At 44.7% G+C, this 20,360-nt stretch carries 18 protein-coding genes; 7 read left to right on the top strand and 11 right to left on the bottom strand.

Annotated elements, in window-relative coordinates:
* A partial coding sequence (locus tag RLO19_RS10605) for a zinc ribbon domain-containing protein (protein WP_446356192.1) occupies positions 1-354 on the top strand: 354 nt, incomplete at its 5' end.
* 148 nt (positions 355-502) lie between these two features.
* On the opposite strand, the gene RLO19_RS10600 is transcribed toward RLO19_RS10605, so the two are convergent.
* Together RLO19_RS10600 and RLO19_RS10595 are read right to left on the bottom strand one after the other, a co-directional pair.
* Positions 503-1,417: a histone deacetylase family protein gene (locus RLO19_RS10600; RefSeq protein WP_446356191.1), complete on the bottom strand. Its 915-nt coding sequence runs from the start codon at positions 1,415-1,417 to the stop codon at positions 503-505.
* A gap of 19 nt (positions 1,418-1,436) precedes the next feature.
* Positions 1,437-1,637: a hypothetical protein gene (locus RLO19_RS10595; protein ID WP_446356189.1), complete on the bottom strand. Its 201-nt coding sequence runs from the start codon at positions 1,635-1,637 to the stop codon at positions 1,437-1,439.
* A 142-nt stretch (positions 1,638-1,779) separates the two neighbouring features.
* Here RLO19_RS10595 and RLO19_RS10590 point away from each other — a divergent pair, with 142 nt between their 5' ends.
* Positions 1,780-2,865 carry a DNA cytosine methyltransferase gene (locus RLO19_RS10590; RefSeq protein ID WP_446356187.1) on the top strand — a complete coding sequence of 362 codons (1,086 nt, stop codon included), beginning with the start codon at positions 1,780-1,782 and terminating at the stop codon, positions 2,863-2,865.
* Between the two features lie 27 nt (positions 2,866-2,892).
* Here RLO19_RS10590 and RLO19_RS10585 read toward each other — a convergent pair whose 3' ends face one another.
* On the bottom strand, positions 2,893-3,849 hold the full coding sequence (locus RLO19_RS10585) for a hypothetical protein (RefSeq protein ID WP_446356185.1): 957 nt from the start codon (positions 3,847-3,849) through the stop codon (positions 2,893-2,895).
* A gap of 429 nt (positions 3,850-4,278) precedes the next feature.
* Between RLO19_RS10585 and pyk the strand changes: the two genes are divergently transcribed.
* The gene (gene pyk / locus RLO19_RS10580; protein ID WP_446356184.1) at positions 4,279-6,063 is read left to right on the top strand and encodes a pyruvate kinase; all 1,785 of its coding nucleotides are present in this window, start codon (positions 4,279-4,281) and stop codon (positions 6,061-6,063) included.
* An 81-nt stretch (positions 6,064-6,144) separates the two neighbouring features.
* Positions 6,145-7,440: an ImmA/IrrE family metallo-endopeptidase gene (locus RLO19_RS10575; protein WP_446356182.1), complete on the top strand. Its 1,296-nt coding sequence runs from the start codon at positions 6,145-6,147 to the stop codon at positions 7,438-7,440.
* Positions 7,441-7,565: 125 nt separating this feature from the next.
* Here RLO19_RS10575 and RLO19_RS10570 read toward each other — a convergent pair whose 3' ends face one another.
* Entirely contained in the window at positions 7,566-9,176 is a 1,611-nt protein-coding gene (locus tag RLO19_RS10570; protein WP_446356180.1) for an adenylate/guanylate cyclase domain-containing protein, read from the bottom strand.
* Positions 9,177-9,421: 245 nt separating this feature from the next.
* Between RLO19_RS10570 and RLO19_RS10565 the strand changes: the two genes are divergently transcribed.
* Together RLO19_RS10565 and RLO19_RS10560 are read left to right on the top strand one after the other, a co-directional pair.
* Entirely contained in the window at positions 9,422-9,586 is a 165-nt protein-coding gene (locus RLO19_RS10565) for a hypothetical protein (protein ID WP_446356194.1), read from the top strand.
* A gap of 1,018 nt (positions 9,587-10,604) precedes the next feature.
* A complete protein-coding gene (locus RLO19_RS10560; RefSeq protein ID WP_446356178.1) occupies positions 10,605-11,576 on the top strand; it encodes a glycosyltransferase family 2 protein in 972 nt (323 codons plus the stop codon).
* A 372-nt stretch (positions 11,577-11,948) separates the two neighbouring features.
* Here the strand turns inward: RLO19_RS10560 and RLO19_RS10555 are convergent, their stop codons facing one another.
* The 3 genes from RLO19_RS10555 to rpaB all read right to left on the bottom strand — a co-directional run bounded on the left by RLO19_RS10555 (position 11,949) and on the right by rpaB (position 14,106).
* The gene (locus RLO19_RS10555) at positions 11,949-12,488 is read right to left on the bottom strand and encodes a DUF456 domain-containing protein (protein WP_446356176.1); all 540 of its coding nucleotides are present in this window, start codon (positions 12,486-12,488) and stop codon (positions 11,949-11,951) included.
* Between the two features lie 71 nt (positions 12,489-12,559).
* Positions 12,560-13,222 carry a cofactor assembly of complex C subunit B gene (locus RLO19_RS10550; protein WP_446356175.1) on the bottom strand — a complete coding sequence of 221 codons (663 nt, stop codon included), beginning with the start codon at positions 13,220-13,222 and terminating at the stop codon, positions 12,560-12,562.
* Positions 13,223-13,377: 155 nt separating this feature from the next.
* Positions 13,378-14,106, bottom strand: coding sequence for a response regulator transcription factor RpaB (rpaB, locus tag RLO19_RS10545; RefSeq protein WP_044208692.1), 729 nt, complete (start codon positions 14,104-14,106; stop codon positions 13,378-13,380).
* Between the two features lie 174 nt (positions 14,107-14,280).
* On the opposite strand from rpaB, the gene radA reads away from it, so the two are divergent.
* Positions 14,281-15,852, top strand: a complete 1,572-nt coding sequence (radA, locus tag RLO19_RS10540) for a DNA repair protein RadA (RefSeq protein WP_446356173.1) — start codon at positions 14,281-14,283, stop codon at positions 15,850-15,852.
* On the opposite strand, the gene RLO19_RS10535 is transcribed toward radA, so the two are convergent.
* The 4 genes from RLO19_RS10535 to RLO19_RS10520 form a co-directional block, all read right to left on the bottom strand.
* Positions 15,849-16,592: a hypothetical protein gene (locus RLO19_RS10535; RefSeq protein ID WP_446356171.1), complete on the bottom strand. Its 744-nt coding sequence runs from the start codon at positions 16,590-16,592 to the stop codon at positions 15,849-15,851. The genes radA and RLO19_RS10535 overlap by 4 nt on opposite strands.
* Positions 16,593-16,998: 406 nt before the next feature.
* Positions 16,999-18,114 (bottom strand): polysaccharide pyruvyl transferase family protein, encoded by a 1,116-nt coding sequence (locus tag RLO19_RS10530; RefSeq protein ID WP_446356169.1) that lies wholly within the window; start codon positions 18,112-18,114, stop codon positions 16,999-17,001.
* Positions 18,115-18,170: 56 nt separating this feature from the next.
* Positions 18,171-19,094, bottom strand: a complete 924-nt coding sequence (gene hpsE, locus RLO19_RS10525) for a hormogonium polysaccharide biosynthesis glycosyltransferase HpsE (RefSeq protein WP_446356167.1) — start codon at positions 19,092-19,094, stop codon at positions 18,171-18,173.
* Positions 19,095-19,285: 191 nt separating this feature from the next.
* A complete protein-coding gene (locus RLO19_RS10520; protein WP_446356165.1) occupies positions 19,286-20,032 on the bottom strand; it encodes a creatininase family protein in 747 nt (248 codons plus the stop codon).
* Positions 20,033-20,360 lie beyond the last annotated feature (328 nt).

Raw genomic sequence — 20,360 nt, 5'->3', positions numbered from 1 at the left:
TCATTTGCCGAATTGCACGGCTTCATTGATTACAAAGCTGTGTTGTCTGGAAGTTTAGCTGTGAAAGTAGATGCTCATTACACCTCTCAGGCTTGTCCGCATTGCGGTCACACATCTAAAGAAAATAGACCTAACAAGGGTCTAACTTTTGTGTGTCAGCAGTGTGGATATACTCTCCATGCAGATCTAGTTGGTGCTAGGAATGTTGCACTTAGAGTGTTGCTCTCTCGCCAAGAGTGGGAGAGTACGGGGCGTCTTTCAGCCGTCCCTGATGCGTCGTCGGACGAAGCCAAAGGCGAGCGCCTCGGAAGGTACTCGCAGTTGAGGTGGACGATAGATGCAATCCCCAACTGAGCGCGAAGCGGAACCGTTAGGTGAAGCGGAGTAAGTTGGGGTAGTTGAAGTGTATCAGTGCCGAGAGATTGATTATGAATTGTAAACTACTAGGTGATCAGCTCACCCCTATGTAAGGTGGGCAATGCACACCCTACCTCTGTTCCCTTCATACTAGATGACGATAAACATCATTAGCGGCACGATGGAGGAGAGAGTGACGGTATATCAGGGCATTCAGGTTATCTCCATAGCCGCCCCCAATCACACTGGCGACAGGATAGCCTGATGCAATACAGGTGCTGAGTACCTGCATTTCACGGCGGTAAATTCCAGTATCCGTAAGTGCTAGCTTCCCAAAGCGATCGCATGCGTGGGTGTCAACTCCGGCATCATAGAGAATTAAGTCAGGCTGAACTTCAGACAAAATATCGGGGAGATAGTGGGCTAAGGTTTGCAGGTAGGCATCGTCATCCATACCCACCGGGAGGGGAATATCCAGATCACTTTTTTGTTTAGTGGCGGGGAAATTGACCTCACAGTGCATGGAGAAGGTAAATACAGTGGGGTCATTTTGGAAAATAAAGGCTGTACCATCTCCTTGATGAACATCCAGATCAAGAATTAGGATTTTTTGGGCTAATCCCAGAGTCTGAAGGACACGAGTCGCGATCGCGAGGTCATTAAAGATACAAAAGCCTGATCCGTAGCTGGGAAAAGCATGATGAGTTCCTCCCGCCGTATTACAAGCAATACCATGAGTCAGGGCAAGTTGAGCCGTCAGGATTGTACCCCCAACCGCTGTACAAGTTCGCTTAACCAAGCCGGGACTCCAGGGTAATCCAATCCGGCGCTGGGCTTTCGGGTCAAGTGTACCGTTACAGTAGGCTTGGATGTAGTCAGGGGTGTGGATCAGTTGAATCCATTCTGTGGGTGGGGTGTTGGGAGTGTAGATTTGTTCAGGAGTGGCAATATTATCGGCGAGGAGGAGTTCACAGAGTTTGCCGAATTTGGACATAGGAAAGCGATGTCCGGCTGGAAGGGGGGTAACGTAGTCGGGGTGATAGACGATTGGCAAGTTCATTAGTCAGTCATGAATATTGTCATTGATCGGTTCCTCCCCGTTTCATTGATCGCTGTACAGGCTTATTTCTCGCCTCTTGCGTTATTGTTTCCCAGTCTGCTTGTTCCAAAACAGCATCTAACACATCCGAAATGTTGCAACGTTGCTCAAAAGCAATGCGTCTTAAAATTTCATGATGTTCTGGTTTCACGTATACCGGCTTTCTTTGCGTCTGTGCCATTAGCCCAGTGATTGAGTAAGTCACGTTAAGCAAATTGTACCCCAGCTAAACAGCTATATTGACAAAAAGATAATTAGCTAATTAAATAGTTAATGCTTAAGCAAAGGCTTCTCAAATCTTTTACAGGATGTAAAGCGTCAAGATGGACAAGCAAAACTTAGACACCAATGAAACGTTAAGGGAAAAATCGATTGTCTCTCTATTTTCAGGCTGTGGGGGGCTAGATATGGGTTTTCGTCAAGCAGGTTTTAAGGTGATATGGGCAAATGAATATGACAAAGATATGTGGCAAACCTATCAAAGCAATCATCCAGATACGTTTCTTGATCGGCGTGATATTCGACAGGTTTCTTCTGCGGAAATTCCAGACTGCTTCGGGATTATTGGCGGACCTCCCTGCCAAAGTTGGAGTGAGGCAGGTACCCAAAAGGGATTCAATGACGATCGCGGCAGATTATTTTTAGAGTATATCCGGATTTTGAAAGACAAGCAACCTCGCTTTTTCTTGGCGGAAAATGTTTCAGGAATGCTTCACAAAAAGCACGAAAAGGCATTACAGAACATTATTGCAGCCTTTGAGGAAGCTGGCTATGTCATTTCCTACAAACTTTTGAATGCTCGGCATTATAATGTGCCTCAAGATAGAAAGCGAGTTATTTTTATTGGTTATCATATCAACTTGAATAAATGCTTCAACTTTGACGCTTTAGTGCCTGTATCTCGTATTCTTACCTTACGAGATGCCTTATGGAATTTGCGAGAATCAGCAATCCCGGCATTGAGCAATAACAAGACCCGAGGGGAAGACTGTCTTGTTGCCAATCATGAATATATGGTTGGCGGATTCTCCAGTATTTATATGTCTCGTAACCGTGTTCGTTCCTGGAATGAACCATCATTTACCATTCAGGCAGGTGGTCGTCATGCACCAATCCATCCCCAGGCAAATAAAATGATTCATATCGGAAAGGATCAATGGATGTTTGACCCTAAATCACCCAATCCTTACCAACGTTTATCAGTTCGAGAATGTGCGAGAATTCAAACCTTTGATGATGACTTTATTTTCTACTATGAACGATTAGCTGCTGGGTACAAAATGATTGGTAATGCTGTTCCAGTCAATTTAAGCTATGCTTTAGCCAAAAGTATATACCAAGATTTATTCGCCACTGACTCCCAAAATCAGCCAAACCAGATAAAGGTTCACTCCATAACAACATCTTAGCTAAGCGTTATATTTTTATCGCGCCACCTATTTTTTCTTTTCAACCATTAAAAAATAGACGGTTTTTCTATCGACTTCATCAATATCATTTCTCCATCCTCCTCTTGGAGTTCCAACTACGTCGTCAAAAATCCAAGGCACGTTATCTGGCTTTTTGGCAAGACTAATCGCTCTTCCATGTTCGCTCTTACTTGTTTGTCCTATCCATTGTCGCCTGATGGCTATGTGTAATTTTTCCTGGTAACGATTGAAATACTCATCAAAAGAATAAATTTTGATAGTATCTTGACTAATCTGAGTGGCTGGCGCTTCTAAAATTAATTCGGCTGGGTGTTGTGACATCCCTAAATTAGGACTCCCTAACATCATTAAAAAATTCAAAATTGTTTTGAAATCATTTTCCGAGAAAAAATTCTGCCAAGGGCGATCTCTGCTTGAAAGGAGTCCTTGATGGAATCGGTGAATTTCTTGATCAAGCTGAGTTAAGATTGTCTGAGGAGCAGTTAATCCTAACCGTGAATAGACTTGAATCAGATTAGCTCTCTGTAAACGATTAAATGAAAATGAACTCCCGGCTTGTTTGATGGAAACCCCTTTGCCATTCAGATAAACATCTGCTTTTTTCCTCGAATCTGTTGTTGATAGGGTTGCTATATCACTTAGAGATTCTGCTAGACGATAATCGGTATAGTTTTTGTCAGGAATTCCTATTTGTCGAAGTATACCAATGTGCTTGAGATTTATGCGTCCCATATTTGAGAAGAGAAACTCGCATATAGCTTTTTCATTTCCTGCCACACTAATGTCTCCATACGCCGCAATCCTTGATATACCGTAGTACACTGGCAAGGTTAAAACGTTGGTCAAGTATTTTCGCCAAACCCTTATGAGAGTAGCTATCCAGAAAAATTTTACCCACAATTTTAACCTTGCCGATGTAGTAGGGTGGGCATCGCCCCCGGTTAATTGCCAGACACCTGTCACTCTCCAGTCTCCCCAATCAACCCTATAGACAGATGCCAGGGAACCTCTCTACACTAATCCTTACCCGTAAGATGAAGGACAAATGACAAATGACAAAGGACAGCGATACAATCATGTATCTCGACTGTCGCTTACCCATTCTTGATCATCCTACCTATTGGTTACTGTTCCACTGAGACCTAAGTAGAATGGTACTGAAATTTTGGCTGGTGGGCGATGCCCACCCTACGGGATATCAAGGGTTTCGGCGATCTAAAAAGGCTTAGGTCAGTGCCATTGGGATCTAAGTAGGTTGGTGGAAATCAACCCAACTCTATTCCAGTCTGTAAAAAGTCCTCAACCCCTGACATAAGAGATAAAACATAAGACATAAGATAAGCCCCGCCGTTAACGTTACTTCCACCTACTGACTCATCCCCTTTTCTGCTTATGCAACTGTACACATCCCGGCGTCGAACCAAGATTGTAGCCACGATTGGTCCTGCTACCAGTCATCCAGAGGTGCTAAGAGAATTGATTAAAGCAGGTGCCACGACTTTGCGACTAAACTTTTCCCATGGCACTCATGATGACCATCAGCGTAGCATTCGCCTGATTCGCCAAACAGCATTTGAACTGAATCAACCTGTGGGTATCCTGCAAGACTTACAAGGACCAAAAATCCGCCTGGGCAAATTTGAAAACGATTCGATTACACTAGAACGAGGCGATCGCTTCACCTTAACCAGTGAACCCCTAATCGGTACTCAGGATATCAGTTCCGTCACTTATGAACCCCTCGCCGATGAAGTCCCCAATGGTGCCACGATTCTGTTGGATGATGGCAGAGTGGAGATGCGGGTGGAAGAGATTAATCGCCACAAACGCGCCTTACATTGTCGGGTGATTGTCGGTGGTAAGCTCTCTAATAACAAAGGGGTCAACTTCCCCGGTGTCTACCTCTCCATTCGCGCCCTCACGGATAAAGACCGCCGGGATTTGATGTTTGGCTTAGACCAAGGTGTAGATTGGGTAGCCCTTAGCTTTGTTCGTAATCCCCAAGATGTGCTGGAAATCAAAGAATTAATTAACAGCGCGGGGAAAGATGTTCCGGTTATTGTCAAGATTGAAAAGCACGAAGCCATTGAACAAATGGACGCTATCCTCTCCCTCGCCGATGGGGTGATGGTGGCTAGGGGTGACTTGGGGGTAGAATTACCCGCTGAGGATGTGCCTATCTTGCAAAAGCGGTTGATTACCACCGCCAATCGTCTGGGAATTCCCGTGATTACCGCCACCCAGATGCTCGATAGCATGGTTAATTCCCCGCGTCCCACCCGTGCGGAGATTTCCGATGTGGCAAATGCCATCCTAGACGGAACCGACGCGGTAATGCTGTCTAATGAAACAGCCGTAGGGAACTATCCCGTAGAAGCCGTATCGACGATGGCAAAAATTGCCACCCGTATCGAACAAGAGGAAATTGTGCGGAATATGGAAGATACCCGCCGCTCAATTCCCAATGCGATTTCCCAAGCCGTGGGTCAAATTGCCGAACAGTTACAAGCGGCGGCGATTATGACCCTAACCAAAACGGGTTCTACAGCTCGAAATGTCTCCAAGTTTCGCCCCTGTACCCCGATTCTGGCGGTGACTCCCCATGTTGATGTTGCTCGACAACTGCAACTGGTTTGGGGAATTCGCCCACTATTGGTGTTGGATTTACCCTCAACGGGTCAGACATTCCAAGCCGCGATTAATGTCGCCCAGGAAAAGCAGCTACTCTGTGAGGGGGATTTGGTGGTGATGACTGCGGGAACGCTGCAAGGGGTTCCCGGTTCCACGGATTTAATTAAAGTGGAAGTGGTGACAGCTATACTGGGTCAAGGCATTGGTATTGGCAAAGGATCAGTGAGTGGTTTAGCGCGGGTGGCGTATAGTGCTGGAGAAGTGAACCACTTTAATCCGGGTGAAATCCTGGTGGTTCCGTCAACCAGTGCGGATTTTGTCGATACTATGCGTAAAGCCTCAGGGGTAGTGACAGAGGAAGATAGTTTAACCAGTCACGCGGCGATAATTGGTATGCGCTTGGGAGTTCCCGTGATTGTTGGGGTCAAGAATGCTACCCAGAGGATTCGTGATGGGGCGATTATCACCCTGGATACTCAGCGCGGTTTAGTCTACTCCGGGGCGATGGCGGCGAGTCCAAGTAGCAGTGGGACTGTCATGGTGTAATCAGGAGTTGCGACTTGTGTCATAAGTCCCTACGAGAACTCGGTTGTAGGTTGGTTTGACGCCGCAAATCCAACAAAATAAATGTATGGGATAAATGAAATCCAGCAGACTATGGGTATGTTTGGATTACGAGTGGGAGATATAAGTCTTACTCAAAATGAGGATACCTTCTCTAAAACAATTCGCGATACCGTTTTTGTTTCAGCTTATCCTCTTGCGGCTTGGATAGCATCTTCATGGTGGCGATTAATTTTTGAACCTCTTCCGCCTACAAAGGCTAAACCGTCAGTTGACTGGAGGATGGCACATGAACTTACTGCTGCCAATCAAGGATTTATTTGGCCCAGGCTAATACTAGCTTCAGATACTGAATTGATACAGATATGGTCAACACCCTCTAAGGCTGTTGATCAACAGTCCGTTAGGTATATTAACGGTCTTGAGGGATCATGCTCAATTAACCTCCATGAATTTGAGCGGACAGCACAGACATTCATTGAGACTGTGATCAGCCGTTTGAACGCAACGGGAGTGCATAACACATCATTGGCTAACCTTTGGCAAGAAGTTCAGGAGGAGCGTTCTGATACATATTCAAGTCAATATCGTCGTTGTGAGGCTGAATTAGGTTTTGACCCTGATGAGTGTTCTGAAAGTCTCGTAGAAGATACTCTGAATCTTGCTGAACAGATAGGCATCAAAACCTTGTCAGAATTAGCTCCTGCCTGTAGCAAGGATTTATCAGAGGCAAAACCCCTCAGCGAAATCCTTAAGCAAATTCAAGAATCGGGACTTACAGGAAATCCTGATATTTCTATTGACGACTCTGTTAGCCCAGACACTCCACAAGCACCTTGGCAGCGAGGGAATAAAGTAGCATCGCTTCTACGTGATGCGATTGATATTCCAGAAAATTCTATACCCGACGACACACTTTATGATTTGCTTGGTCTAAAGAAATCTGAATATGAAGCTTGGACTCCTCCACGTCGGCAGCATATCTCAGTTGCAGTTCCCTTAAAAGAAAATAGGTTTAACTTCCACCCTAGAAAAAAACATCCGATTGCAAAACGATTTGAATTGGCTAGGCTTATTGGTGACTACTTGTTCTATGACAATAGAGGAGAATCATGGCTTACCAGCACAGACCTTAGAACCTCAAGACAAAAGTATCAGCGTGCCTTTGCTGCGGAGTTTCTTTGCCCCCTAAGCAGCTTGCAAGATTATTTAGATAGTGACTACTCGGAGTCAGCTATAGAAGATGCGGGTGATCACTTTCAAGTAAGTTCACAGACTGTTGAATCAATACTTGCAAACAACGGCTTGATTTATTCTCCTCAATCGAGCAGTGATTTAGAAGCCAGCCTCCCATATTAACATGAGTAGAGACGTGCCATGGCACGTCTCTACTAAAGGGAAAATTTTGTGATTTTTGTTACATTTTTTGGTATATTATAGTATCGATTTTGATTATGCTTACTGGTGTTCTAGGGCTATACAAGTCAGGTTTTTCGCTTCGTTTGGTACACTTGCACAAGTCGATCAATCCCTTTGAATCGATACTCATCCATTAGTTCTAACCCTTGCTTGTGCGTCAGTAAAACATAAGTATCTTCACTCAGTACACATTCCCCAGGTGGACAGATAGCTTCCATTCGAGCCGCCAGATTAATGGTTGCGCCTAAGGCGGTATATTCTACCCGTTGAGAACTCCCCACATCTCCTACCACAGCTTTTCCACTATTGACTGAAATCCGTAATTGTAAGGGTTCCGGTAATACCTCATCGGCATTGAGTTTATCTAGACGCTCCAGCATTCCCTTCGCTGTAGCCAAGGCGCGGTCAGCATGATCCGGTTGAGATTCAGGAGCGCCAAAAAATGCCATAATGCAATCGCCAATATATTTGTCGAGGGTGCCATTAAAAGCAAATACTTCTTGTAGCATCTCCTCAAATAAACTATTGAGCAATTGGGCAATTTGTACTGGACTTAACCGTTCTGAGAGCGCGGTGAAGCCGACAATATCGGCAAATAGAATACTGATTTCGCTTTCGGCTGGAGGTAAGCGACCATCGGGTAATGTTTTATAGGCAATGAGTTGTTGAACGACGGCGGGTGAGTGATAGCGTTCTAGCCGTTGCCGAATTATTTCTTCGCTGGTGAGTTTCTGGGTCAAGAGCCAGCGTTGTACACTGGATGCCACCAGGTTAGCTAAGGTAGAAAAAAAGCTGAGGTCTTCTTCGCCTTCTTGAGTCCAATGGGTTGACGAGTGATGGGCATCGGCATAGAGTACCCCAACCACTTTATTTTCATCCCAAAGGGGAACTGCGATCGCGCTGCGAATTCCTTTGTACAGAATACTGACTTCTCCCTCAAAGCGTTGATCAGCTTGGGCATCTGCCGTTTGAATGGCGACTTTTTCAGTGAAGACTTTTTGACATATACTACGACTAATCCAATGGCTGGACTCGGCTAAGGTTTGCTGCTGATTGACGTTTCTGGATGCAGCATTGAGTAATTCCAGTTGCCTTGAACCCGTCACATCTACCAATAAAGCGATACGTTCAATGCTTTCGAGATAGCGAAATACCACATCCTTTACCCGTGAGAAAATGGCTTCGATGGATTCAGCCGCACTTAAACTCTTCGCTATCTCTACCAAATCTTTGAGGCGAGCAATAGTTGTTTCCTTGACGCTAAGATCATCACCTTTATCTTTTGCTTGTATCCATTGCTGTTGCAATTCTTTGACACTGCGAAGGATCGTAGCTTCTGCGGGCATCCGTTCTACTTGGGCTGTTTTGCCTTGAGACGGATCAGCCAAAACAACCACCAGACTGACATCCCCCAACCAAATCACATCCCCGTTTTTCACCAGTTGAGGCGAGGTCACTAGGCGTTCGTTTAGCAGCGTTCCGTTTTTGCTCCCCATATCCTTAATCATCCAATTCTCGGTTGCCGTTTTCAAAAGGCGGGCATGATATCGGGATACCCCTTCGTAGGGCAAGGTTAAGTCGCACTCCGGTAAGCGACCAATTGTAAATACATCCTGATTTACTGTCACCGTTTTTTTTGTATTTCCTTGTTGCAGGCGCAGTTTGAGTTCAGCCATACCTAGATACGTCCTGGAAGCGAATGTGGGGCGCAAAAAGCTTTCCGATAATCCATCAGTTATTTGTTTTAATATTCAAGTCATTGGGGTAAACTTGAGTTTTCCAGTCCTTAAGCCAACGCCTAGCCCTTGAGGGTTTCGTAGACATTAGTGGATGCCTCTTAGCTGAAATAACTGGTATTTGTTCCATAAAGATAATCCTCTACTTTGAAAGTAACTTGCTCCTTACTACCATCAATATTATAATGATAGGCGCATTACTAGACCAACGTTACCAAGTGGTTCAGGTTCTAGGACAAGGTGGATTTGGTCATACATCTCTGGCACAAGACACCCACCAACCTGGTAATCCGACTTATGTGGTCAAACACCTCAAACCTGCCTACCAGCGAACCAAGAGTTTTATTTAGTACAAGATTTCATTGCCGAACATTACCCTAGGTGTGGAACTGCAACCCGGTCAACGCCCTTCAGGATAAGGGATGATCCTTCATCTGTCTAAGCTGATGTCCATTTAAATGGGGTATTCCCCGTTTCCTGTTTCCTGTTCCCTTTGAGACATTTAGGTATCCTAATCTAAATGCGGAACAGCCTATTATTGATGTGGATAATCTGTGTGGGCAATAAAAGCTCCATAATAGATGCTAAATCGGCAAAATTTGATCACAGAAGCAATTATAAATTTATGAATTTTTTCTAAGATATAGCGTCGAATTGTTTCAATTCTTAAATTATTCGTAGCTGTCATGGCAGTCGATGTCAATACTTTCATGAGTTAGCCTCCTTGCCGACAACATCTTTGCATCCCTAGCGGACTGTTGCTCCGGGCGTGCAAGACTTGAGTAATAAGGGGATAGAGTGCATTATCAAATCCCCTATTTTCATTTTAGGTTAAATCGGTTACATCGTTTTCTCAATCCATCGGCTGTGAGCCACGCGATCGCATCTCTATTGCCAGCCTCAAGGTTTGGTGATAACAGATGCTGGCTGAACAGCTTACCCAGCAATGGGTTTCCCTGTATTCAATCGGTTAGGGTTAAGTCACGCCTACCCCCAAATAACTCTAATTCCCTCCTTCCCTACTTCCCTGCTTCTTCTGCTGCCCTATCCCTTGTCCCAGGGAATTCAGTAGTAAGTCGATCACTACAATTGAAAGACAGAAAATCAATTAAGACCTAGTGCTGATTTTTTCATGAAAATTGTGGATACTAAGTCGATCAAAAAACATTAATTTATTATTGAATTGTTAAAATATCAGTAGCTTAACATATATACACTGTTTGATAACCTAAATTATTCTAGAGGAAAAAATAGATCAAGTTTCCCAACAATGCATCCTGAGAAATACCTAAATCTTTATCGAAACTTTATAGGAATTTAATAAAGATTGTTAGATAATGGTCTTTAAGTCGAGGCGGGTCTTGCATTGTGTTTAAATTGACTATTGTCATTACCACCTATAATCGTTTGTCTCTGTTGCAACGAGCCGTTGAATCAGCATTGTCACAAACCTTACCCTGTGAAGTGATTGTTGCTGACGATGGTTCCTCAGATGGTACAGAGGCATACATCCGTAGTCTAGGCGATCGCGTGGTTTATCACCGCAATCCAGTTAACTTGGGACATTGCGCCACGATGAACGCCGCCGTTAGACTAGCTCAGGGGGATTGGATTAAACCTATTGACGATGATGACTATCTTGCCCCCAATTGTATCGAGGAATTAACCAAGGCGATCGCCAGGTATCCCCAAGCGGTTCTCTGTTCCTGTCAAGCGATACAAGTCAACGAGAAGGGTAGAGAAGTAACACGCACCCAACCAATTAACGATGCTCCGATTGATTATGTGCCTCAGTCTGAGATCCATTATCGGATGCTTCTAGAGCAACTGCCCTTTGGTACACCTGTACAAGTTGCCTTTCGCAAAGATGCCTTTTGCAAATCGGGCGGTTGGGATTCCAGCTTTGAAGTGAACTACGATGATATTGACTCATGGGTGAAAATTGCTCAATATGGAGATGCCATCCTAGTTAATCAGCATTTAGCCTACCGGACGTTATGGCATCAAGGGAATCATCTCAAGTTTTCCTTAAAACAGCGCCTGCAAAAGCATATCTCGATTAAAGAAAAAATTTATAAATTCGTCCATCCCAAGTATCATCACTCTCTTCCTCCCCTTCAAGATATTCAGGATTTTTTGACGTTGTACTGGAGTTTAGTTGGCTTCAAGCAAGGAAAATTTTCTGACGCTTTTACCCTGCTATTTCCCGCTCTGTTTTCTCGGAAAGCTTGGCAGCTATTAACTCAAGTGATTTACGCTAGAAAATTTGAGCAAACGTCTGAGCAACATTGCCAAGAACCAATGTCTAAGCGCATGTCTTTATCACCTGAGACGTGGTAAGCGAGGCATCCTCGTTCCCAGGCTCTGCCTGGGAATGCTCCTTGGGAGGCTCTGCCTCCCTTCATGAGCCGCTTCAGCCGCTGAATAGTTCTAACTAAAAGCTGGAAACGAGACTAGATAAGGGTTATAACTTAAGTTAACACCAATGACAAGGGCTTTAGCTGGGAGCATGTCAGGGAAAGCACGTAATATTCCAGCTAACCGGATAAGTTGGGTTTCGTTCCTCAACCCAACCTATAGCAGTAGACACATCGATTAGGACAAGCGAACTGTTGTTCCAGACGTTCCGCCGCAGGAGTCTCTACCATAACATGTGTCCTAATCACTATGGCGGTTGCTATAGTTGCGTTGACATTCACCCCTTTAGCTCGATTAACCTGCAACTCCGGGGGGAAAGGTAGTAAACACAAATACAATAACCGTAGCCAGCGCCAATGCGCCCTGAATCAAATTCCCCACCAGCGAACCCACCACAATCCCTAAACTCGCCTTGAACGCCGCTTTTAACCGTGACTCTAATTCCAACTGAGTGCGGGATAAAAACTCGCCGATAAACGCTCCTAACAGAGGACCGATTAAAATACCTAACAGAGGACCTCCCACAGGTAAAGCTGGGAGTAGCCCTAAAAACCCCACGACTAACCCAATAATCGCACCAATTTGCCCCCACTTGCTCGCCCCTGCCCGTTTTGCTCCCCAGTAGGTGGCTAAAAAATCAATGCCGACACTGAGGAGCAATACCACAACAGCAACAACTAACGCCAAAATTATCGCACTCCACCCTTTGACAAATCCCCAGACTAAAATTGCCACGACAATTAAGCTAGAACCAGGAATACCAGGGACTACAGCACCCACGACACCCACTAGCATCAGGGCAATTAATATCCAGTAGAGCACAGTTAAAGACATCTAAACTTAACGATATCAAGTTGGTACAAAGAACTCAAAGCCTTACAAATGACAAATGACAAATGACGAGCCTAACCGTTGACGTTCAACCGTGCTGACTGACTCAACGTGTTTTCTAGTTTATCAGCTAGACCCTCAATCCAGCGCTCATCTTGTTTGGTGTAACTGCGGGGAGCATTCGCGCCTAAGATTAAAGCACCCTGATTACCCAGAGGTTGACAGATGAGTCCTTGGGTATTTTCTGGTAAGTAGTCAAATTCGATTCGCCCTGGATACAGTTTCAAGTCAACCAGGTAAACGGGTTTTTGTTGCTCGATAACCCGCTCCAGGATAGTCCCGGGTTTCACCTCGGGGTTCACCCCCAATACTCCCCGCCGTAGTAGCACCCTCCCCTGATAAAACACAACCAGCGATCGCGTCACGGTATTGGTCAATAATAAATGTGACGCCCAAGCCAGTTCTGTTTTCACCGCCCCTGGTAACTCAGGTGCCAGTTCAAACCCTTCTGAGCCAATCAAATCTACAGCATCCGGCGTTCTCGGCTGTACCTGCTGCCACAGCAAACCTGTCAAAATTAATATGGCACTGAGAATAACCCCCAGTGCGTCTGAACGCGCCTGAGATTCCGTAAGTTGGGGGGTCAGCAAGCGGTTAATCAACAATAGTGTCCCGCCTAATCCCCCAACAACAAACGGCAATTGTCGCAACACAGAATTCTGATCAGGTTTAGCCATTGTCTCTAGAGCCTCTGTTGATCAACCCCACAAAATAACTTAAAACTCAGCCGGGGCGGGTTGAGTTACATCCCTTGTGAAATAAGAAACGATAGTCGTGAAAGTGAGCCCCTACACAAGCGCCATACCCTTAAGCAAGGGCGAAGGATCAACACTCATTCCTCCCCTGCTTCGAGTATCCGTTGGAATAAATACCCAGTCCCCCGTGCGGTGAGAATCAACTCCGGATTGCTCGGATCATCTTCCAGCTTGGCTCGCAGTCGGGAAATATGAACATCGACAACACGGGTATCGACGTGGCGTTCTGGAGTATACCCCCACACCTCCTGTAAAATTTCCGACCGAGAAAATGGTTCTCCAGAGCGACTAACTAATAACTCCAGGAGACTGAACTCCATCCCCGTGAGCCGAATCCGCTCGTCTCCCTTATAAACCTGTCGTTTATTCGTATCAATTTTGATACTGGCGACATGGATTACCCCAGAACTGGGAATCCCGGAAGCACCTACCTTATCAACCCGTCGCAATACGGAACGAATCCGAGCTTCTAACTCTTTCGGAGAAAAGGGCTTGACCACATAATCATCCGCGCCCAACTCTAACCCAGTAATTCTGTCGGCAACGTCACCCAATGCCGTTAGCATGATGATGGGGATATCCGATTCCTTTCGCAACTCTTGACAGACGCCGTAGCCATCCAGCTTGGGCATCATCACATCTAACACCACTAAATCGGGTTCACTGGTGCGGAAGGTTTCTAAGGCTTCTTCCCCATCGGCGGCGGTGACGACATCGTAGCCAATCATCGACAGGCGAGTTTCCAAGATCCGGCGGATACTCGCTTCATCATCGACAACCAGAATTTTTTCCTTATGAGTTTCCAATTGATTCAAGACTCCTATTTTACGGTCAACGAAGTGTTAATTTATCAGTAGCTTATCTCTAAGATATAACGTTATACGAAGATTTTTTAAGCTATAACCGTTCAATCTGACATTTTCTTACGGCTTTTTAAGATTAGTTTAATTATTGAAAATTCCTAGCACCTTGAGATCAGGATGCCTAAAACTAAATCCATCTATGTTTGTAATGAATGTGGGGCGGAACACTCCCAGTGGTTCGGCAGATGCTCCTCCTGCGGCACGTATAACTCCTTAGAGGAGAGTATGCTGTCAACGACTGCCAACATGAGAAGTGGGGGAAGGCAATCAAATGCCCGTGCCTACACTCCGTCTCCTACCTCTGGACGCGCTCAACCGAGATCCTCACTTAAGTTCTCAGAAATTTCCAATAATGTCCAGAGCCGATTTGCTTCCGGGTATAGTGAACTGGATCGGGTGCTGGGGGGAGGGATTGTCCCTGGCTCCTTGGTGTTGATTGGCGGTGATCCAGGGATTGGCAAATCCACGTTGCTGCTACAGGTGGCAAATCAACTGGCACAGGAGCATCGTATCCTCTATGTTTGTGCTGAAGAGTCGGGACAGCAGGTGAAACTGCGAGCCTCCCGGCTAGGTGTTTGTGCTGCTCCGATTCAGGAGGAGACAGATAATAATAGTGAGCAGACGAATAATGGAGCGGCAAAAAAGCGGGGGAAGTCGGCAAAATCGAAAACGGCTGATGGGGATAACACCTCAGGGGAGCAAGAGCCAAACCTGTATGTGTTGGCAGAGACAGACTTAGAAGAGGTATTACGGGAGTTGGAGTCGCTCAAACCCCAAGTGGCGGTAATTGACAGTATCCAGACACTGTACTTTGCCGCGTTAACCTCGGCACCCGGTTCCGTGGCGCAAGTGCGAGAATGTACCTCAGCCCTGATGCAGGTGGCAAAGCGGGCGAATATTACGTTATTCATTGTCGGACATGTAACCAAAGAAGGCGCGATCGCAGGACCGAGGGTGCTGGAACATTTGGTGGATACGGTATTGTATTTTGAGGGCGATCGCTTTGCCTCCCATCGTCTGCTGCGATCGGTAAAAAATCGTTTTGGCGCCACCCACGAAATCGGTATTTTTGAAATGGTGGATAAGGGGTTGCAGGAGGTGCTGAATCCGTCGGAGTTATTTTTGGGTAATCGGGATGAAATGAGTCCCGGTACGGCGACGGTGGTGGCTTGTGAGGGGACTCGTCCGATTTTAGTTGAGTTACAGGCGTTGGTTTCCCCAGCTAGTTATGGGGCACCGCGTCGCTCAACCACTGGCGTGGATTATAGTCGATTACAGCAAATTTTGGCGGTATTGGAAAAACGGGTGGGGATTCCCCTATCTAAATTAGATGCTTATGTCGCTACGGCTGGGGGGTTGGGAGTCGAGGAACCAGCGGCTGATTTGGGAATTGCTATTGCGGTGGTGGCTTCATTTCGCGATCGCATGGTTGATCCACGCACGGTGATGATTGGCGAAGTTGGGTTAGGGGGACAGGTGCGGCTGGTGTCGCAGATGGAACTGCGGTTGAAGGAAGCCGCCAAGTTAGGATTTAAACGCGCGATCGTTCCTAAGGGTCAAGTGTTACCGGATCTGGATATTGAGGTGATCCCGGTTTCCAGGGTTTTGGATGCGATTATTGCCGCGTTACCGGGAGGATTGCGCCAGAATTCAGTAAATGAAGCCGATGAAGAGGAAGACGACTTTTAGGGGTTCCGGTTTTGTTCTGAGTTATTGGGAAAGAGGATTTTCGCGATCGCTTCTGCGGTTCGTTGTTCTCGCCAAATCCAGTGATTATCCTGCCCTTTCTCGCGAATGTGAGCGATCGCTTGATCAATGAGGGAATCAATTTCATCAAACGTTGAGAAGGTTGAACCAATCTGGATGGGACAACTCACTTGATGCTTGATCACTGGATAATCCGAGGCAATAATATAACAGCCACAAGAACCCGCATCACTAATCACTCCACTGGTGCGATAGTAATAACGGTCTTTATCATAATGAATCACCAAAATGTCAATTTGCTTTAATACATGAATATAATCCTCTTCCTTGGTCGTATCGTAGAGTTGAACTTCCAGTTTGTCTAAGTCATCAGGTTTTTGCCCAAAGGGTGTGCCAATTATTAGTTCGCATCTCTCTTCATTTGAGGTGACGTAGACTCGTAATTTTTCAATCAGTTTGGATATGGGTTTATCCTGTCGGATCATGCCCACTACACCAATTTTAATTTTTGCCGTTGCAGGTAATCGCTCACCGGGCATGAGTTTGGGAGTTGCTTCACTGATAATTGGATGAGGGATGATTACTTTTGATGAAGCAGGCAATCTAAATTTTTCAGGGATAACATCATCATCAATTTCAAATAAAACGACTTTTAAGTTCTTAAAGAGTTGTAGGTACTTTTTCAGGTACAATAGCCCTATAAATTTTATCTTGCTATTCATAGCAAATTGTTGATTACCATGGAGACTGAGCAAGGTTTCCTTGCCTCTTAATGCCAGTAAAGGTAGAACACCTAGTAAATGTTGGTTATATATTTCAAATATAAATAGAGTATCAATATTGTTAAGCTTAAAAGCTCTAAAACCCATTGAAATGTGGCGATATTCACGGCGGATTTGAAGTCCTATTGAATAATTGGGAATTGATTGGGTAACTTTTTTGACTAAAGAAGGTAGAGGGCTTTCGATAGACAAAAATCCAATGGTTTTATGTTTAACATATTGGTTTAGTAGAAGCAGATCCTTGAGACCTGGATGCATTAATTGCATTAGGTAGTTTACTCCTTTAATAAATACTATAAGGATAGGTGTAGCTACTTTTCATTCTTCTAAATTACTCAAATACTTGTCAACCCGATATCTTCATTTGTTGACTGGTATTCATTGAAGCTAATTCTTGTATTGCCTGTTGTATGTGGGAAGTATCTTTTACAAATCTACAAAAGGGTACTTGATGAGTCCAAGTTTCGTAAAATGCCTGATTCTTGTAGTAAGAATTGGGCAAGAATATATGAGGTATTCCTAAAAGAAGACATAGAATATGTCCGTGCAAGCGGTTGGTAACAATAAAGCGATATTTTGTAAATTGGTATATTCCACTATGCATTAGACTGAATGATAAACGATGCATAGAGGGGTTATGTAATTTGTCCAGATTATGTATTTTATATTGATGAGACAGCCATTTTTGCCGATGTATCCACTCTCCAGGAGTTAGCAATCCTCGTTGCCAAATACCTCTATAAAGTTTGGCTGCATACTGAATCCGAGGAGAATCAGGTTTGCCAAGTTTCCATTTTTTATGGAACGAAACCCAATCGTCTATAACTAAATTGGGAATATCAATCGAATCAGAAGTAAATTGTCGATTTAATTCTTTATCTTCTCGGTTAAGAAATAGGATCTTATCACCAGGACTATTCTGGTATATCAGCTCCGGCATATCCACCATTTGGAATGCCATATCAGGCGCTTTAATTATTTGGCATTTACTAAAATTCTTAAGAGCCAACTCATGGCTATAGTTATCACGAACAAATAAAATCAAATTTCCATGGGAATTTAATAGTTCTTTTGTCTGCTTTAGACGATCTTCACTTTTAAAGTAGATTGTTTGTGGCAAAAAAATGATTTTACGATCTTGGTATTTGGAAACAATATGCTCATGAAACTTTTGACGATCAGACCACATATCTCCCAAACTCCCTCCACCTTGAATGAGGATTGGAGCTTTACCAACTTGTTTTTCCATTACTTCTGCAGAGAAGTTGTTGGGACTGGCAACATAGTTAATTTGGGTCTTAAGAACATCAATTAGATATAAGATGCTTCCTAGCCAGATGAGGTGATCGCCAATATTGAGATGGTTTGGATAGTTAAGTAATGCACATTGTTCCAAGTTTCCTATATGAGTTAAAGCTGAATGCAAATCTTCTTTAATATTTTGAATGGCTGAACGATTCATAGTCACTATTTATTTAATAAAAATTACCCAAAATTGCCAAGTCATTATTTGTTATTTCACCCGACAAAAGGGGTGGAAATTATACTTTTAAGAATCTCCAGTTCACCAGCGGCAACTTTATCAGTCTTCAACACTCTTCGATACTTGATAAAGTGCCGAATAATTTTGCGTAGGTCATTCACCATATAGACAGGTGTAACTAGAGGTTTTTGCCAAGGTTTATAGCTTAACATTCGTACCTGATACCGCAGCCGACCATTGTTTTGGAAAAAACGCATTAGATACTCTTTCTCAAAACGTGATTTAGGAATAAAATGGTCAATCTCCATTTCCGGATTGAACCAAACTTCCCAACCTGCATGCCAAATGTAGGATAGCATTTCTAAATCTTCATTCGTTTGAGGGAGTAGGGGACGTTCAGGAACACTCTCTATCCAAGCTTGTTTGCGAATGACGATTCCGGCTCCTGGAGGAAACATCTTTTTGCGGCTAGATGCATACCTTTCGTTATAACAATATGTTTTCGTTCCTTCTAGAATAGCAAAATACCGAGCAATTCTCTCAAATCCTGGTGGGGGTTCTACTTCAAATTTGCCATGAATTTGTCCTCCATAAGCTCCAGCTTTCGGGTGAGATTGCCCAAAATGATCAGCTTGTGTCACCCAATTCGAGTCGGGTAAATTATCGTCATCCAGAAAACCGATTAAAGACCCCTTGGCTTCTCGGATAGCACATCGCCTAGCAAATGCTAGTCCTTGTTCCGGTTCAAAGCAATAATGGATAGGATAAGGTTCAGACCAGTTCGCTTGGTATTCCTGAACCACCTTAGCTGTATCGTCAGTGCTGTTATTATCAACGATAATAATTTCCCAGGAAATATTTTCTGTCCCTTCCTGCGATCGCAACCCTTCCAGAACCTCTGATAAACGATTCGCGCCGTTATAGGTACAAATCGCGACAGTAAAGTCGATCGCGCTCATGCCTGTGCTCTTCCTCTGGGGAATCACTCCCCCACTCAAACTAAATCGTGAGCTGGAGTCGAGCGATCGCTCTCTCCCAAAACCAAACCCGATCGCCGATCGCGATCGCAGCGAGGAAAAACAATTCCGTACTGCTGCCTTTGCTAGCAGGCGTGGTGTAATTAAGAGTTTAACCTGTCTCTAGAAGACTGTCACTCGGTATGCAAAAATTCCAGATATGCCTGACTCATTTCTTTCACCGCCACCTCATACAATTTCTGACCATGTTCCGGTTTGGCTAAGGCGGGGTTAGAACCCATGCGTCCATCGGGATAGTGACGGCGGAAGTCTGTCGCCCCGTAAATTGGATGTCCAGAGGCTACATTGGCGGCTAAGGGGGCTGTCTTGATGGCTTCGGGATAAAGGTATTGAGTTAAAGCGACTTCGCTGGGTGTGGCGTGAGACCCTTCCTGATTGCCGTATAATTGTTTAGCTAACGTGTAAACCGAATTACAGGTAAACCAATTGGCAAGGCGACATCTTACCTTGTCGCTATTGGGAATGTTTAGATCCCAGAGATAGGCGTAACTCTCAGAAAACGCTGCCTTCAGCGTAGCAACGTTACCGCCGTGACCATTGATAAAGAAAAATCGGCTAAATCCCGCCCGGGTTAAGCTGACTAAATAATCTTGTATAACGTGAATCAAGGTACTGGGTTTCAGGCTCATCGTACCGGGAAAACCTGTATGATGCAGTGCCATCCCCACGCTAATCGTTGGACTAACGATCGCATTGGTCGCTTCACCCACTCCTCGTGCGATCGCTTCGGCGCAAATCGCGTCAGTACCAATTAATCCCGTAGGTCCATGTTGTTCCGTTGAACCAATTGGCAGAATAATCCCCGGCGATCGCTCTAAGTAATCTTCAACCTCGATCCAGGTCATCAAATGTAGCAGCATTATCCCTTCTCGAACAGTGAAAGCAGGTGGACTGGGCTTACCAGCCCCCTGCTTTGTTTCTGTAAGACCCCTCATTCTGTCATACTTGCGTATGACATGTATTACATTATCCTTAGTGTATGCCAGCATAGAAGAATCGGCAATAAATTTAAGTAAATTGTTTTAAGTCTTTAAAAATTGACGGTAAGCCACCTAAATCGCGAGGGGAATCTTGCTTCAACCTTCACGAAGTGGAGGTAAGCCTTTGGGGGATAGCGGGAAATGCGAGGGCTAAATGCCCGAAGTATTTCCAATTACTTCCCAAGAGGTGGTATAATTTCAGTCATGA

The organism is Coleofasciculus sp. G2-EDA-02 (assembly GCF_040226375.1).
Taxonomy (GTDB): Bacteria; Cyanobacteriota; Cyanobacteriia; order Cyanobacteriales; family Coleofasciculaceae; genus Coleofasciculus.
The sequence above is the reverse complement of the archived record's forward strand: the minus strand, read 5'-3'. Positions and strand labels throughout refer to the sequence as shown.

Excerpts from the sequence above, each read along its gene's own strand:
- RLO19_RS10600 (WP_446356191.1), bottom strand. The coding sequence starts at position 1,417 with ATGAACTTGCCAATCGTCTATCACCCCGACTACGTTACCCCCCTTCCA.
- RLO19_RS10595 (WP_446356189.1), bottom strand. The coding sequence starts at position 1,637 with ATGGCACAGACGCAAAGAAAGCCGGTATACGTGAAACCAGAACATCAT.
- RLO19_RS10590 (WP_446356187.1), top strand. The coding sequence starts at position 1,780 with ATGGACAAGCAAAACTTAGACACCAATGAAACGTTAAGGGAAAAATCG.
- pyk (WP_446356184.1), top strand. The coding sequence starts at position 4,279 with ATGCAACTGTACACATCCCGGCGTCGAACCAAGATTGTAGCCACGATT.
- RLO19_RS10575 (WP_446356182.1), top strand. The coding sequence starts at position 6,145 with ATGTATGGGATAAATGAAATCCAGCAGACTATGGGTATGTTTGGATTA.
- RLO19_RS10570 (WP_446356180.1), bottom strand. The coding sequence starts at position 9,176 with ATGGCTGAACTCAAACTGCGCCTGCAACAAGGAAATACAAAAAAAACG.
- RLO19_RS10565 (WP_446356194.1), top strand. The coding sequence starts at position 9,422 with ATGATAGGCGCATTACTAGACCAACGTTACCAAGTGGTTCAGGTTCTA.
- RLO19_RS10555 (WP_446356176.1), bottom strand. The coding sequence starts at position 12,488 with ATGTCTTTAACTGTGCTCTACTGGATATTAATTGCCCTGATGCTAGTG.
- RLO19_RS10550 (WP_446356175.1), bottom strand. The coding sequence starts at position 13,222 with ATGGCTAAACCTGATCAGAATTCTGTGTTGCGACAATTGCCGTTTGTT.
- radA (WP_446356173.1), top strand. The coding sequence starts at position 14,281 with ATGCCTAAAACTAAATCCATCTATGTTTGTAATGAATGTGGGGCGGAA.
- RLO19_RS10535 (WP_446356171.1), bottom strand. The coding sequence starts at position 16,592 with ATGAATAGCAAGATAAAATTTATAGGGCTATTGTACCTGAAAAAGTAC.
- RLO19_RS10530 (WP_446356169.1), bottom strand. The coding sequence starts at position 18,114 with ATGAATCGTTCAGCCATTCAAAATATTAAAGAAGATTTGCATTCAGCT.
- hpsE (WP_446356167.1), bottom strand. The coding sequence starts at position 19,094 with ATGAGCGCGATCGACTTTACTGTCGCGATTTGTACCTATAACGGCGCG.
- RLO19_RS10520 (WP_446356165.1), bottom strand. The coding sequence starts at position 20,032 with ATGCTGCTACATTTGATGACCTGGATCGAGGTTGAAGATTACTTAGAG.